The sequence below is a fragment of the Limnohabitans sp. 2KL-3 genome, assembly GCF_001269405.1.
GTDB lineage: Bacteria > Pseudomonadota > Gammaproteobacteria > Burkholderiales > Burkholderiaceae_C > Limnohabitans_A.
In genome coordinates this window covers 250,929-265,083 of the sequence record NZ_CXON01000004.1, presented here as the reverse complement: position 1 = coordinate 265,083, position 14,155 = coordinate 250,929, and the positions used below count along the sequence as shown (strand labels likewise).

The following is a 14,155-nucleotide window of genomic DNA, read 5'->3' as shown; positions in this document are numbered from 1 at the left end:
AGCAGACATCAATGGCACACCACTTGCAGGCTGGCGGCCTGGCAGCGCACGGACGCGTGCTGTGCTTGACCCAAGTATTCTCCATCAGCGGCCAGGGGCACGCCCTGCGGGCAATCAATCGCCAAGTGCCCATAAGGCCAACTGTTCACGCGTGGGTGGCTCAGGTGCTGGCCGACCAACAGTCTGGGCAGCATGAGCAAGACGCCCAGACGGTCAAACGTGCCCGCCAGCAGGGCGTCAAGCTGGCCGTCGTTCAACTGCGCGTGGGGAACGGCCGGCATGCCCGAGCCGAAGGTGGGTGTGTTCAGGCTGGAGGCAAAGAGGCAGGGGCCTTGGTGTTGGAGTTGCCCATCGCTGTGCACGGTCAGGTGCCAGGTGCGCAGGTGCATCAGCTCGCCCAATGTGGCCCACAGGTAGCGGGGCAAGCCGCGCAGCCACGTTGGCCCATTCAGGGCGCGCCATCCGACGGCGGAGTCAAAGCCCGCCGTCAGGCTGGACAAAAATGGCGTTTCATGGGTCCGGCCCTGCAAGTCGCGCCAGCAGGCCCATCCTGTGTCGATGCTTTGCGCGGGAGCATTCAGTGCCAGGCTCAGGGCTTGCGCCCAGGGCAGACCTAATAGGCCCCAGGCTCGCGCACTGTCGTTGCCGCTGCCCATGGGCACCAGACCCACCGTCAGACGCCGCGCCAGCAAGCTGGGCAGCCAGCGGTTGAGCGTGCCGTCGCCACCCACCACCACCACGCGGCTGCCTTCGGGCAGTGATTGCAGCAGGGTCAGGCTGTCGTTCAAGTTGGTGGGGGCTGCCAAGTGCACGCCCGGGGCATGTGCTGCCAGCCATGCCCGAAGGGCTGGAACGCGTCGTGCCGCACGGCCGCCTTGCGCGTGGGGGTTGAGCAGGACCAGCGTCATGGCTTACTGAAACGCCACTTCGGCAAAGCTGCGCAGCTTGCGGCTGTGCAGTTGTTCGGGGCCTGCGTCGCGCAGCAGCGTCACGGCGCGGATGCCGATTTGCAGGTGCTGGTTGACGCGTTCGCGGTAAAAGTGGTTGGCCATGCCGGGCAGCTTGATCTCGCCGTGCAGCGGCTTGTCGCTCACGCACAGCAAGGTGCCGTAGGGCACCCGAAAGCGAAAACCGTTGGCGGCAATGGTGGCGCTTTCCATGTCGAGGGCCACGGCGCGGCTTTGGCTAAAACGCCTTTGCGGTTTGTTGTCCGGCAGCAGTTCCCAGTTCCGGTTGTCGGTGCTGGCCACGGTGCCGGTGCGCATCAGGCGTTTGAGGTCTGCACCATGACAGCCCGTGACCTCGGACACGGCCTGCTCCAACGCCACCTGCACCTCGGCCAGCGCCGGGATGGGCACCCACAGCGGCAGCTCTTCGTCCAGCACATGGTCTTCGCGCACATAGGCGTGGGCCAGCACGTAGTCGCCCAGCTGCTGCGTGGTGCGCAGGCCCGCGCAGTGGCCCAGCATCAGCCAGGCGTGCGGGCGCAGCACGGCAATGTGGTCGGTGATGGTTTTGGCGTTGGCCGGACCCACACCGATGTTGACCATGGTGATGCCGCTGTGGCCCTTGCGCACCAGGTGGTAGCCGGGCATTTGCGGCAGGCGCGGTGGGGTCTGACCCTGCGCGTCCACGTCCTCGGGTGTCAGGCCCACACGGCGCGTGACCATGTTGCCGGGCTCGACAAAGGCGACGTATTCACTGTCCGGGTTGTGCATCTCGGCACGGCCCAGCGCGATGAACTCGTCGATGTAGAACTGGTAATTGGTGAACAGCACGTAGTTCTGAAACCAGCGGGGTGAGGTGCCGGTGTAGTGGCGCAGGCGTTGCAACGAATAGTCGATGCGTGGCGCGGTGAACAGCGACAGCGGCCGCGCCTCGCTGGCTGCAGGCTCGTGTGTGCCGTTGGCAATGCCGTCGTCCATGGCGGCCAGGTCCGGCAGGTCAAAGACCTCGCGCATCAGGGCCTGGCGCTCGGGGCTCAGGCTGCCTTCCATGTGCTCGTCGTCGGCCCAGGAAAAGTGAATCGGAATCGGTTGGTTGCTGGTGCCCACCTGCAGGCTCACGCCGTGGTTTTGCAGCAGCAGCGCCAGTTGCTGGCGGATGTAGAAAGCAAACAGGTCTGGCCGGGTGAGGGTGGTTTCAAAGCGGCCCGGCTCGGCCACAAAGCCGTAGCTCAGGCGACTGTCCAGCCCCGCGCTTTTGCGGCTGGCGCTGCTGACCTGCACCCGCACAAAGGGGTAAAACGCCCGCACCCGGGTGTCGGTCATGTCCGCGCCCGCCACAAACTCGCGCATGGCCTGGCGCAGGTGGTTCACGCTGTGCTGGTAGATGTGCTGAATTTGCGCCAAGGCGCTGTCGGCATCGTGGTGCTCGGAAGGGGCAATGAAGGGCGGCAGAAGCTGCATGGGGTGTCCTGAAAGGGTCCGTTGAGTTGAGTGGCTCACTGGACATTCTCGGACAGATTCATGACGGGGGTGTGGCCGGCCTCCAATGCCTGTCAGAACTGTCCTGGAGCGCCGCGTGTTGCCTTGGTGGCCCCAAGAGGCCGAGGGCTTGGGCAAGCTGAGGCGCCTCCAAGGGGGTTTCGCTCAACATGGGCTCCAACGTGCTTGTGGGCTTCGAGGACTCGTTGTGGATGGGACCAAGCCAACTGGTCCAGTCGAGCGCACAGCAAGTGCAGCGCATCTGCACCGTGCTGGCGCTCAAGGGCGGGGATCGGGTGAACTTTTGAGGTTCAGTGGGCGTTGACCCAGTTTTCGATGCGAAGGCCGTTAAATCCTCGGAAATCGGCCTCGTTGTTGGTAACAAGGGTTGTGCCCAGCGACAGGGCATGCGCAGCGATCAGTTTGTCCAGCGCGTCTTTTTGGCGTTCTTTGTGGGCGGCACGCAGCGGCCCATAAATGCGTGCAGCGTGGCCTTCAAAAGGGGCTGCTGGAATGTCTTCGAGCAGGCTGTCCAATAAAGCTTGGTTGTGGGCTTTAGCGTCGCCAGAGCAAGCCACACCGAATTCCAATTCAGCCAGCGTGATGGCTGACATCACCACGTCACCCACAAAGCATTCGGCAAATCGGGCTTGCACTTGCGGGGGCTGGTGCTTCATCAAGTAGATGCAGATGTTGGTGTCCAGCATGTATTTGGGTTTCATAAGGCCTCGCGTTGGCCTTCGGTGCTGATGCCTCGACCCTCAGTCATGAAATCTGGTGAAAACCGTGCCAGCTTGCCCAGCACGTCGCCCATGCGCTTGCGGGCCGGGCGAATGCGCAATTCGTCACCGATGCGCTCAATGTCCAAGTCGATGTCCCAACTCCCATAAGCCAGTTCGGCTGGAATGCGCACGGCTTGGGAGTTGCCGTTTTTGAAGAGTTTGGTGTTGGCCATATTTTCCTTTTGTTAGGATGTACAGGTACATCTTAGCAAAAAAGAAACGGCTTGTACATCCGTGGATGTACAAGCCGTTGGGCCTAAGCGGTGATCAAACCGCCGAGCACCTCACATATTGCGTCGGTACTGCCCACCCACCTCGAACAGCGCGTTGGTGATCTGACCGAGCGAGCACACGCGCACCGCGTCCATCAGCACTTCAAACACGTTGCCGTTGTCGATCACGGCTTGTTGCAGGCGTTTGAGCATGGCGGGCGATTCCTTCGCGTGCAGGGCGTGGAAGTCGTTCAGGCGCTTGAGTTGGCTCTGCTTTTCTTCCTCGGTCGAGCGGGCCAGCTCCAGCGTTTCTATGACTTCGTCGCCCTTGGGGTTGCGGAAGGTGTTGACGCCGATGATGGGCAGCTCGCCGGTGTGCTTGAGCATCTCGTAGTGCATGGATTCGTCTTGGATCTTGCCGCGTTGGTAGCCGGTTTCCATCGCGCCCAGCACGCCGCCGCGCTCGGCGATTTTTTCGAACTCGGCCAGAACGGCTTCTTCCAGCAACTCGGTCAACTCTTCGATGATGAAGGCGCCTTGGCTCGGGTTCTCGTTCTTGGCCAGGCCCCACTCGCGGTTGATGATCATCTGGATCGCCATGGCGCGGCGCACCGAGTCTTCGGTGGGCGTGGTGATGGCTTCGTCAAACGCGTTCGTATGGAGTGAGTTGCAGTTGTCGTAGATCGCGATCAGCGCTTGCAGCGTGGTGCGGATGTCGTTGAACTGGATCTCTTGCGCGTGAAGCGAGCGGCCCGAAGTCTGGATGTGGTACTTGAGCTTTTGGCTGCGCTCGTTCGCGCCGTATTTTTCTTTCATGGCCACAGCCCAGATGCGACGTGCTACGCGGCCGAGCACGGTGTATTCCGGGTCCATGCCGTTGCTGAAGAAGAAGCTCAAGTTCGGCGCGAAGTCGTCGATGTGCATGCCACGCGCCAGGTACGCTTCCACAAAGGTGAAGCCGTTGGACAGCGTGAAGGCCAGCTGGCTGATCGGGTTGGCCCCGGCTTCGGCGATGTGGTAACCCGAGATGGACACCGAGTAGAAGTTGCGCACGTCGTGGTGCACAAAATACTGTGCGATGTCGCCCATCACTTTGAGTGAAAACTCGGTCGAGAAGATGCAGGTGTTCTGGCCCTGGTCTTCTTTCAAGATGTCGGCCTGCACCGTGCCACGCACATTGGCCAACACCCATTCGCGGATCTTGGCGGCTTCGGTCTCGGTCGGCTCGCGGCCGTTGTCGGCTGTGAATTTGTCGAGGTTCTGGTCGATGGCCGTGTTCATGAACATGGCCAGGATGGACGGCGCGGGGCCGTTGATGGTCATCGACACGCTGGTGGTCGGGTTGCACAGGTCAAAGCCCGAGTACAGCACCTTCATATCGTCCAGCGTGGCCACGTTCACGCCCGAGTTGCCGATCTTGCCGTAGATGTCGGGGCGCAGGTCGGGGTCGTTGCCGTACAGCGTGACCGAGTCGAACGCGGTGGACAAGCGCTTGGCAGGCAGACCTTCGCTCACCAACTTGAAGCGGCGGTTGGTGCGGAAGGGGTCGCCTTCACCGGCAAACATGCGAGTGGGGTCTTCGCCCTCGCGCTTGAAGGCGAAGGTGCCTGCGGTGTAGGGGTAGCTGCCCGGCACGTTGTCCAGCATCAACCACTTGAGCACTTCGCCGTCGTCTTCGTACTTGGGCAGTGCGACCTTACGGATGGTGGTGCCACTCAGGGATTTGGTGGTGAGCGCCGTGCGAATCTCTTTGTCGCGGATTTTCACCACGTATTCATCGCCTGCGTAGGCTTTTTGCATGTCGGGCCACTGGGCCAGCAACTTGCGGGCGGTGGGATCTTGCGTTTGTTCGCGGCTCACGGCCAGGTCAATGGCGGCTTCGGCGGCTTTGGCGCGGCCGGACTTGCCCACTTCGAGCATGCGGGCCGCAGCGCGCAGTTGCTGGATTTCGCGAGCCAAGCGCGACTGGTCAATGGCGCGTTTTTTGTAGCCGCGCACGGTGTCGCTGATCTCGGCCAAATAGCGGGTGCGCGAGGAGGGCACCACCGGGTTCTGGTGGGTGCTGTAGCGCACGCTGACCACCGGCAAACGGCCTTCGGTGGTCTGCATGCCCAGTTCTGCCAGGCGCGTTTTGAGTGCTTGGTACAGGGCCGTCACGCCGTCGTCGTTGAAGCGCGCCGCCATGGTGCCAAACACCGGCATCTGCTCGGTCGGCACGGTCCAGGCTTCTTTGTTGCGCTGCACCTGTTTGGCCACGTCGCGCAGGGCGTCAGACGCGCCTTTGCGGTCGAACTTGTTGATGGCCACGAACTCGGCAAAGTCCAGCATGTCGATTTTTTCGAGCTGGCTGGCCGCGCCAAATTCGGGCGTCATCACGTACATGGGCACGTCCACATGCGGCACGATGGCCGCGTCGCCTTGGCCAATGCCCGAGGTTTCGACCACGATCACGTCAAAGCCGGCCACCTTGCAGGCCGCCACCACGTCGGGCAGGGCGGCAGAAATTTCACTGCCAAAGTCACGCGTGGCCAGCGAGCGCATGAACACGCGCGGGCCTTGTGACCAAGGCGAGATGGCATTCATGCGGATGCGGTCGCCCAGCAGGGCACCACCGCTCTTGCGGCGCGAGGGGTCGATCGAGATGACCGCCACGCGCAGCGCATCGTCCTGGTCCAGACGCAAGCGGCGGATCAGCTCGTCGGTGAGCGAAGACTTGCCCGCACCGCCGGTGCCGGTGATGCCCAACACGGGCACTTTCTTTTGTGCAGCTTGCTCGCGTACAGCCGCCACCACGCTGGCATCGGCTTTGTCGTTTTCCAAAGCGGTGATCAACTGTGCCAGTGCCCGCCAATTCATCTCGTCGTGACCCTGAATCGCGTCCACGGTTTTGGGGGCCAAGGGGCTCACGTCTTGGTCGCAGCGCATGACCATCTCACCGATCATCCCGGCCAGGCCCATTTTTTGGCCGTCTTCGGGGCTGAAAATCCGCACGCCTTTGTCGGCCAAAGCGCGAATCTCGGCCGGCACGATCACGCCGCCGCCACCGCCAAACACCTTGATGTGCTCGCCGCCACGGGCCTTGAGCAAATCGACCATGTAGCTGAAGTATTCGTTGTGCCCGCCTTGGTAAGAGCTGATGGCGATGCCTTGGGCGTCTTCTTGCAGGGCGGCGGTCACCACCTCGTCGACCGAGCGGTTGTGGCCCAGGTGGATGACTTCGGCGCCCATGCTTTGCAAGATGCGGCGCATGATGTTGATGGCGGCGTCGTGGCCATCAAACAGAGAAGCGGCGGTGACAAAACGCACCTTGTTCGTGGGGCGGTATTCGGCCAGGGCTTTGAATTCGGCGGACAGGTCGGTCATGGGGTCTCCGTTGGCGGGCGATCTGAATGGCTTTGACGTTGACGTAAACGTCAACCAAAACCCGCATCTTAGCCGCTGCAGCCTGTCCTGTCACTGACACCGGAGAAGCTTGGCCAAAAGCTATGATTCCAGCCCGATCTGGGACTCAGCCCGAGGCCCATGCACAGACTCCATGCCCATCATGACCGAACCATCTACCTCTATTGCTCAAGACGTTCAACCTGCCGCTGGCTACGCAGGCGACATTTCACCGCAGTTGGCCTGGGCCTGGGTGCAGTCGGGCGAGGCCGAACTGGTGGATGTGCGCACCGACGCGGAACGCGCCTGGGTGGGCTTTGTGCCAGGGGCCCATGCCGTGGCCTGGAAACAGTGGCCCGGCATGGCCATGAACCCGGGGTTTGACGCAGGCGTGCAGGCTTTGGGTGCGGGCGGCAAAAAGCTGGTGCTGCTGTGCCGCAGCGGTGTGCGTTCGATCGCCGCCGCCCAGCGTGCCACCGAGCTGGGCCTGTTGGCCTACAACATCCTTGAAGGCTTTGAGGGCGATCCCGACGAGCAGGCCCACCGGGGCCTCAAGGGTGGCTGGCGCTTGCGCGGCCTGCCTTGGCAACAAAACTGAGCCTGTCCTTGGTTTCAAGCAGTGACCGTGGCTTAAGAATGATGGATCCAGGATCGAGTCCGGGATGACGAGCATTTGTCACCCCGGGCGAAGACCCGGGGTCCATGGATTCAAACGCCAGGCGGGCGGCGGTTGATCATCTCTTGGTTGGCCATTTCATAGGCATGGGCCAGTTTCAACAGCGCCAAATCCCCTTGTGGTTTGCCAATCAGGGCCAGGCCCATGGGCAGGCCGTTCTCGCCAAAGCCTGCGGGCACGCTGATCGAGGGCAAGCCTGCAAATGTGGCGTAAATCACCACCTCCATCCAGCGGTGGTAGGTGTCCATGCTCTGGCCCGCCACGCTCTGTGGCCAGCGCTGGCTCACATCAAAAGGCCAAACCTGGGCAACGGGAATGGCCAGCATGTCGAATTTTTCAAACAAGGCCAGCATGCTCATGTAAAACCGTGTGCGGCTGGCGCTGGCAGACATCAATTGGGCACCGGTCAGGTTGAGCGATTGGTCATGCTCCCACAGGGCCTCAGGTTTGATGTGGGCGCGGTTGGCCGGGTTGATCAGGAACGGTGCAATGCGTGGCCCCACCAAAGCCTGACGCCACACCAGCCAGGCTTGCCAAATTTGCTCAGGTGGCATGCCCAGCCGCGCTTCGTCCACGGTGCAGCCCATGCCCGACAAGCTGTTCAGCGCCGATTCGCACACATCCAAAACGCCTTCTTCCATGGGCAGGTAGCCCTGCAGGTTGCCCAGCCAGCCGATGCGCTGGCCCTTGGGGTCCATGTCCAGCGTGCCCGCAAACACAGCCGGGTCATCGCTCAGACTCAAGGGGCTGGAGGGGTGCGCTCCGGCCTGCACCGACAGCAGCATGGCCAGATCGGCCACATGGCGAGCCATGGGCCCTTCGGTGGCCAGTTGGGCAATGAACACGTCTTGCGCGGGGGACATGGGCACGCGGCCTTGCGAGGGGCGCAGGCCAAACACATGGTTCCAGCCCGCCGGGTTGCGCAAGCTGCCCATGAAGTCCGAGCCATCGGCAACGGGCAGGAGGCGTTGCGCCAGCGCCACAGCCGCACCGCCGCTGCTGCCGCCGGCCGATTTGCTCGGGTCCCAGGCGTTGCGGGTCGGGCCAAAGACTTCGTTGAAGGTGTGAGAGCCCAGGCCAAATTCGGGGGTGTTGGTTTTGCCGATGACGATGGCACCGGCCGCTTTGGTGCGCTGGACCATGAGCCCGTCCTCGCTGGCCACAAAGTCTTTCATGAGGGGGCTGCCCAAAGTGGTGCGCAGGCCTTGTGCATTGGCCAAATCCTTGATGGCTTGGGGCATGCCGTGCATCCAGCCCATGGATTCACCCCGGGCCAACTGGGCATCGCGCTCGCGTGCTTGTGCCATCAAAAGTTCGGGTTCTTGCAGGCTGACGATGGCATTGGACTGCGGATTGAGTCGTGCAATGCGATCGAGGGTGGCCTGCATCACTTCCTGGCACGACACCTGCTTGAGATGAATGGCGCGGGACAAATTCAGTGCAGAGGTATCAGGGTTGACCATGTGGTAAATCTCTCGGTTGAACTTGTATTATGAATTTGGCAAGGGGCCTTGCAACCACTGGTAAAAACCCCGACCCCGATTTGCGCAAAGGTGACGCCCGATCTTTTTGAAAGCTGTCATCATGAAATTTCAACTGTTCCATTTGGAGATCTGACCATGAAGAGACGTGTTCTGTTTGCCGCCACCGGCTTGTTGGGTTTGAGCATGCTGGCCCCCGTGGTGGCCCAAGCTCAAGACAACAAGGTGTTCCGCTTTGTGCCGCACGCCAACTTGGCCGTGTTGGACCCCATCTGGACCACAGCCTATGTGACGCGCAACCACGCTTACATGATTTACGACACCCTGTTCTCGGAAGACGCTCAGGGCAACATCAAGCCCCAGATGGTGGACACCTACACCAACTCGCCCGACCGTAAGACTTGGACTTTCAAGCTGCGCAGTGGTCTGGAGTTCCACGACGGCAAACCGGTCACCAGTGAAGACGTGGTGGCCTCGCTCAAGCGCTGGGCCAGCCGTGACGCCATGGGCGGCATTTTGAACACCTTCATCGACCGCTACGAAACCCCCGACGCCAGCACCTTCCGCATGATCCTCAAGGAGCCCAGCGGCATCGTGATCGACGCCTTGGGCAAGGCCTCGTCCAACGTGCCCTTCATCATGCCTGCACGCATTGCGGCCACGCCCGGCGCTGAGCAAATCAAGGAGCACATTGGTTCGGGCCCCTTCATCTTCAAGGCCGACGAGTTCAAGCCCGGTGCCCTGGCCGTGTACACGCGCAATGCCAAATACAAGCCCCGCGCAGAAGCCCCCAGTGGCATGGCCGGTGGCCGTCCGGTCAACTTTGACCGTGTGGAGTGGGTCATCATCCGCGATCCACAAACCCAGTTCAACGCCATCAAAGCCGGTGAAGTGGACATGGTCGAGCAGCCCAGCTTCGAGCAGTACGAGACCCTCAAGAAAACCGAAGGTTTGAAGGTCGATGACTTCTCGCCAGCGGGCTTGCAGTTCATCATGCGCTTTAACCACCTGCACAAGCCTTTTGACAACCCCAAAATCCGTCAGGCCGCCATGGTGGCGATGGGCCAGCAGGCCTACATCAACACCCAGATTGGCGTGCCCGAGTTGGGCAAGCTGTGCCGCAGCATTTTCCCTTGCGGCACCACCTATGCGGATGAAAACACCGGTTACTTCACAGGCATTGCCAACCCGGCCAAAGCCCGCGAAATGCTCAAAGAAGCGGGTTACGACAACACCCCTGTGCTCTTGATGCGCCCCACCGATCTGGCCTCGATCGCCAAGATCCCTTTGGTGGCCAAGCAGCAACTCGAAGCCGCAGGTTTTAAGGTGGACTTCCAGCAAATGGACTGGGCGTCCTTGTTGGCACGCCGTGCCAAGAAAGACGCACCTGCAGCGGGTGGCTGGAACGCTTTCCTGACCGCTTGGACAGCGGGCGACATCTCCAACCCGCTGGCCATGGCCATGCTGAACGCCAAGGGCGACACCGGTTGGTTCGGCTGGCAGAACGAGCCGCGCATTGAGACCTTGAAGGCCAGCTTCGCCCGTGCAGGCACCACCGAGGAGAAAAAGAAAATCGCCAGCCAGATCCAGGCCGTTGCCTTCGAAACGGCCACCCATGCACCTTTGGGGCAGTACCGTTCGCCCACGGTGATCCGCAGCAATGTGAGCGGCATTTTGCAAACGCCCGGTATCCCGGTCATGTGGAACATCAAGAAAAACTGATCAGGTTCTGAGCGATGTTTCAATTCGTCCTGCGCCGCTTGCTGGCGGTGCTGCCGGTCCTGCTCGTCGTGTCGTTGGTGGTCTTCCTCATCTTGAGGTTGGCCCCCGGTGACCCGGCGGCGGTCATTGCTGGCAACAGCGCCACCAACGAAGACATCAACCGCATCCGTGAACAACTGGGTCTGGATCGCTCGATCCTGTCCCAGTACTTCATCTGGATCGGGCGGGTGTTCCAGGGCGATCTGGGGTATTCGTATTACCTGAGCAAGCCCGTCACCGAGCTGATCGCGCAGCGCATCGAGCCCACCTTGTCGCTGGCGGCTGGCACTTTGGTGCTGGCCATCGCGGTGGCCATTCCCTTGGGAACCATCGCTGCTTGGCGCATGGGCGGCTGGCTCGACAAAATCCTGTCCGGTTTTTCCGTGGCCGGGTTTTCGGTGCCGGTGTTTGTGGTCGGCTACTTGCTGATTTACCTGTTTGCCATTCGTCTGGACTGGTTGCCGGTGCAAGGTTACAAGGCCTTGTTCGGGCCGCGCAGTGTCGGGGTGTGGGACTGGATGCGGCAACTGATCTTGCCCTGGATGACGCTGGCCATGATTTATGTGGCGCTGATTGCACGGGTGACCCGAGCCAGCGTCTCCGAAGCCCTGACCGAAGACTACATCCGCACGGCTCGGGCCAAAGGGTTGACCGAAAGCGTGGTGTTGCTGCGTCACGCCCTGAGCAATGCAGCGGTGCCCATCGTCACCGTGATCGGCATTGGCGTGGCTTTGCTCATTGGCGGGGTGGTGGTGACCGAGACGGTGTACGCCATTCCGGGCCTGGGCATGCTCACGGTGGATGCGGTGCTCAACCGCGACTTCCCGGTGATCCAGGGACTGGTCCTGCTGTTTTCATGCGCCTACGTGTTCATCAACCTCATGGTCGATTTGAGCTACCTCTTTCTTGATCCGAGGATCCGTTACTGATGTCAGTCTCTCATCGTTTGTGGGCCAATGGCTCAATCCGGTTTGGTGCCGTGGTGCTCGGGTTCATGGTGCTGGTGTCCTTGCTGGCACCTTGGCTGGGCACGGTCGACCCGTCCGCCATGGACTCCAACTTCATCAACAAACCCGCAGGGCTCAAGGGCGACTTCACCTTGCTCGACGGCAGCACGGTGGCCCACACCTTCTGGTTGGGCACCGACAGCTTTGGCCGCGACCTGTACAGCCGTGTGGTGTATGGGGCCCAAGTGTCTTTGCTGGTGGGCGGTTTCACCGCTGCGCTGGCGCTGGCTTTGGGCGGCTTTCTGGGCATGATGGCGGGCTACTTCCGGCAAGTCGATGCGGTGCTCATGCGCTTCATGGACGGCCTGATGGCCATTCCCGCCATCTTGCTGGCCATTGCGCTGGTGGCCGCACTGGGGGCGCAGGTGGCCACGGTGGTGGTGGCCATCGCCATCCCCGAGGTGCCGCGTGTGACGCGCCTGGTGCGCTCTTTGGTGCTGAGTTTGCGTGAAGAGCCTTTTGTGGAAGCAGCCCGTGCGCTGGCCACGCCCACGCCGGTCATTTTGTGGCGGCACATCTTGCCCAATGCCTTGGCGCCGCTGATTGTGCAGGGCACCTTTGTGGCCGCATCTGCGGTGCTGACCGAAGCGATTTTGAGTTTTCTGGGCCTGGGTCTGCCGCCTGACATCCCCACATGGGGCAACATCATGGCCGAGGGGCGTGTGCAGTTCAGCCAGTACCCCGGCAACGTGCTCTACCCCGCTTTGTTTTTGGTGCCCACGGTGCTGGCTGTGAATTTGTTGGGAGATGGTTTGCGCGACGTGCTCGATCCCAAGTTTGCGAAAAGGGGAGCGTGATGAGCGCTGTATCTGCTCAACCTGTCCTGACCATCCGCCAACTCTCGGTGGCCCTGCCTGCGGGTGGTGACCGGGCGCACGCGGTGCACCAGGTGTCGCTCAGCATCCTGCCTGGCCAGACCTTGTGTGTGGTGGGCGAGTCGGGCTCGGGCAAGTCGGTCATGGCCACCACCGTGATGGGCTTGCTGGCCAAAGAGCTGCGCCCCAGCGAGGGTGAAATTTTGTTGCAAGGCGAGTCCTTGCTCGGTGCCTCGGCCACGCGTTTGCGGGCCTTGCGTGGGCGCAGCATGGGCATGGTGTTCCAAGAGCCCATGACCGCGCTCAACCCGGTCATGACCTGCGGCGACCAGGTCGACGAGTTGCTCTCGACCCACACCGACTGGCCCCGCGACCAGCGTCGCGCCGAAATTTTGCGCATCTTTGAAAGGGTGCGTCTGCCTGATCCTGAGCGCATGCTGCGCAGCTACCCGCACCAGCTCAGCGGTGGGCAGCGTCAACGCATCGTGATCGCCATGGCCGTGGTGCTCAAGCCCGCCCTGATCATTTGCGACGAGCCGACCACGGCCCTGGATGTGACCACGCAAAAGGAAATTTTGCGTTTGATTGCCGACCTGCAGCGCGAGCAAGGCAGCGCGGTGCTGTTCATCACCCACGACATGGGTGTGGTGGCCGAAATTGCCAACGATGTGCTGGTGATGAACCAAGGCGAAGCCGTGGAAGGCGGGCCCTGTGAGCAGGTCTTGCGTCGCCCCAAGGCCGAGTACACGCGCCAGTTGCTCGCAGCCGTGCCGGGCATGACACCGCCTGCCGCCAAACCCGCCTTCAGTGGCCCGGCATTGCTGTCGGGCCAAGGCGTGGGCAAAACCTACGCCAGCCGCGACTGGATGGGCCGCAACCGCGCCAATGCAGCCTTGCAAAACGCGCATGTGGCGGTGCACGCGGGCGAGACCGTGGGCATTGTGGGCGAGTCCGGTTCGGGCAAGTCCACCTTTGCCCGTTGCCTGATCCGCCTGATCGATCCGACCGAGGGCCGCATCTTGTGGGGCGACGACGAGGTGGCCACTTTGCCCGAGGGACGCTTGCGTCCCTTGCGCAACCGGGTGCAAGTGGTCTTCCAGGACCCGAACCGCTCGCTCAACCCGCGCCGCACGGTGGGCCAGTCCATGGTCGAAGGGGCCATGAACTTTGGCCAGTCACGCGCCGAGGCCGAAGCCTTGGCTGCCGAGCTGATGACGCAGGTGCGTTTGCCGGTCGAGGCGCTGCAGCGCTACCCCAGTCAATTCAGCGGCGGTCAACGGCAACGCCTGGCCATTGCGCGAGCGCTGGCTTGTCGGCCCCAAGTGTTGGTGGCCGACGAGGCGGTGAGCGCCCTCGATGTGAGCGTGCAGGCACAGATTCTGAATTTGCTGCGCGAAATCCAGGGCCGTCTGGGTCTGGGTTTACTTTTTATCACCCACGACCTGCGTGTGGCCGCCCAGTTGTGCGACCGCGTGATCGTGATGCACCAAGGCCTCATTGTCGAAGAAGGCCCCACCGCCGCGCTTTACGCCAACCCTCAACAAGACTACACGCGCCGCCTGCTCCAAGCTGCGCCTGCCGCTTTGCCGCCGCTCGAATCGGCTTGATCTGTCA

At 62.0% G+C, this 14,155-nt stretch carries 11 protein-coding genes and 1 pseudogene; 6 read left to right on the top strand and 6 right to left on the bottom strand.

Features of this window, described 5'->3' with window-relative positions; translation table 11 throughout:
- Nucleotides 1–8 precede the first annotated feature (8 nt).
- Both AMM41_RS08295 and AMM41_RS08290 read right to left on the bottom strand, forming a co-directional pair.
- The gene (locus AMM41_RS08295) at nt 9–908 is read right to left on the bottom strand and encodes a diacylglycerol/lipid kinase family protein (protein ID WP_089956099.1); all 900 of its coding nucleotides are present in this window, start codon (nt 906–908) and stop codon (nt 9–11) included.
- A gap of 3 nt (nt 909–911) precedes the next feature.
- Nucleotides 912–2,408, bottom strand: coding sequence for an AMP nucleosidase (locus AMM41_RS08290; protein ID WP_089956095.1), 1,497 nt, complete (start codon nt 2,406–2,408; stop codon nt 912–914).
- 188 nt (nt 2,409–2,596) lie between these two features.
- Here AMM41_RS08290 and AMM41_RS21825 point away from each other — a divergent pair.
- A pseudogene (locus AMM41_RS21825) lies at nt 2,597–2,698 on the top strand (3-keto-5-aminohexanoate cleavage protein); the annotation flags it as partial.
- 39 nt (nt 2,699–2,737) lie between these two features.
- Here AMM41_RS21825 and AMM41_RS08285 read toward each other — a convergent pair.
- The 3 genes from AMM41_RS08285 to icmF form a co-directional block, all read right to left on the bottom strand.
- Nucleotides 2,738–3,148, bottom strand: coding sequence for a type II toxin-antitoxin system VapC family toxin (locus AMM41_RS08285; protein WP_089956092.1), 411 nt, complete (start codon nt 3,146–3,148; stop codon nt 2,738–2,740).
- Nucleotides 3,145–3,381 carry a type II toxin-antitoxin system VapB family antitoxin gene (vapB, locus tag AMM41_RS08280; RefSeq protein WP_089956087.1) on the bottom strand — a complete coding sequence of 79 codons (237 nt, stop codon included), beginning with the start codon at nt 3,379–3,381 and terminating at the stop codon, nt 3,145–3,147. The genes AMM41_RS08285 and vapB overlap by 4 nt, the downstream gene beginning before the upstream one ends.
- A gap of 111 nt (nt 3,382–3,492) precedes the next feature.
- Nucleotides 3,493–6,783, bottom strand: a complete 3,291-nt coding sequence (gene icmF / locus AMM41_RS08275; RefSeq protein ID WP_089956083.1) for a fused isobutyryl-CoA mutase/GTPase IcmF — start codon at nt 6,781–6,783, stop codon at nt 3,493–3,495.
- Nucleotides 6,784–6,964: 181 nt separating this feature from the next.
- Between icmF and AMM41_RS08270 the strand changes: the two genes are divergently transcribed.
- Nucleotides 6,965–7,399, top strand: coding sequence for a rhodanese-like domain-containing protein (locus AMM41_RS08270; RefSeq protein WP_089956367.1), 435 nt, complete (start codon nt 6,965–6,967; stop codon nt 7,397–7,399).
- Between the two features lie 110 nt (nt 7,400–7,509).
- Here the strand turns inward: AMM41_RS08270 and AMM41_RS08265 are convergent, their stop codons facing one another.
- The gene (locus AMM41_RS08265; RefSeq protein ID WP_089956079.1) at nt 7,510–8,940 is read right to left on the bottom strand and encodes an amidase; all 1,431 of its coding nucleotides are present in this window, start codon (nt 8,938–8,940) and stop codon (nt 7,510–7,512) included.
- Between the two features lie 156 nt (nt 8,941–9,096).
- Here AMM41_RS08265 and AMM41_RS08260 point away from each other — a divergent pair, with 156 nt between their 5' ends.
- From AMM41_RS08260 to AMM41_RS08245, 4 genes are read left to right on the top strand one after another with little or no spacing between them, the layout of a single operon-like run.
- Nucleotides 9,097–10,680, top strand: coding sequence for an ABC transporter substrate-binding protein (locus AMM41_RS08260; protein ID WP_089956076.1), 1,584 nt, complete (start codon nt 9,097–9,099; stop codon nt 10,678–10,680).
- A gap of 14 nt (nt 10,681–10,694) precedes the next feature.
- Entirely contained in the window at nt 10,695–11,648 is a 954-nt protein-coding gene (locus AMM41_RS08255; RefSeq protein ID WP_089956072.1) for an ABC transporter permease, read from the top strand.
- Nucleotides 11,648–12,523, top strand: coding sequence for an ABC transporter permease (locus tag AMM41_RS08250; RefSeq protein ID WP_089956068.1), 876 nt, complete (start codon nt 11,648–11,650; stop codon nt 12,521–12,523). Before AMM41_RS08255 ends, AMM41_RS08250 begins: the two co-directional genes overlap by 1 nt.
- Nucleotides 12,523–14,148, top strand: a complete 1,626-nt coding sequence (locus tag AMM41_RS08245) for a dipeptide ABC transporter ATP-binding protein (protein ID WP_089956064.1) — start codon at nt 12,523–12,525, stop codon at nt 14,146–14,148. The genes AMM41_RS08250 and AMM41_RS08245 overlap by 1 nt, the downstream gene beginning before the upstream one ends.
- The last annotated feature ends 7 nt before the right edge of the window (nt 14,149–14,155 follow it).

Bases quoted from the DNA above. Each gene is read 5' to 3' on its own strand.
- AMM41_RS08295 (WP_089956099.1), bottom strand. From the start codon at position 908: ATGACGCTGGTCCTGCTCAACCCCCACGCGCAAGGCGGCCGTGCGGCA.
- AMM41_RS08290 (WP_089956095.1), bottom strand. From the start codon at position 2,408: ATGCAGCTTCTGCCGCCCTTCATTGCCCCTTCCGAGCACCACGATGCC.
- AMM41_RS08285 (WP_089956092.1), bottom strand. From the start codon at position 3,148: ATGAAACCCAAATACATGCTGGACACCAACATCTGCATCTACTTGATG.
- vapB (WP_089956087.1), bottom strand. From the start codon at position 3,381: ATGGCCAACACCAAACTCTTCAAAAACGGCAACTCCCAAGCCGTGCGC.
- icmF (WP_089956083.1), bottom strand. From the start codon at position 6,783: ATGACCGACCTGTCCGCCGAATTCAAAGCCCTGGCCGAATACCGCCCC.
- AMM41_RS08270 (WP_089956367.1), top strand. From the start codon at position 6,965: ATGACCGAACCATCTACCTCTATTGCTCAAGACGTTCAACCTGCCGCT.
- AMM41_RS08265 (WP_089956079.1), bottom strand. From the start codon at position 8,940: ATGGTCAACCCTGATACCTCTGCACTGAATTTGTCCCGCGCCATTCAT.
- AMM41_RS08260 (WP_089956076.1), top strand. From the start codon at position 9,097: ATGAAGAGACGTGTTCTGTTTGCCGCCACCGGCTTGTTGGGTTTGAGC.
- AMM41_RS08255 (WP_089956072.1), top strand. From the start codon at position 10,695: ATGTTTCAATTCGTCCTGCGCCGCTTGCTGGCGGTGCTGCCGGTCCTG.
- AMM41_RS08250 (WP_089956068.1), top strand. From the start codon at position 11,648: ATGTCAGTCTCTCATCGTTTGTGGGCCAATGGCTCAATCCGGTTTGGT.
- AMM41_RS08245 (WP_089956064.1), top strand. From the start codon at position 12,523: ATGAGCGCTGTATCTGCTCAACCTGTCCTGACCATCCGCCAACTCTCG.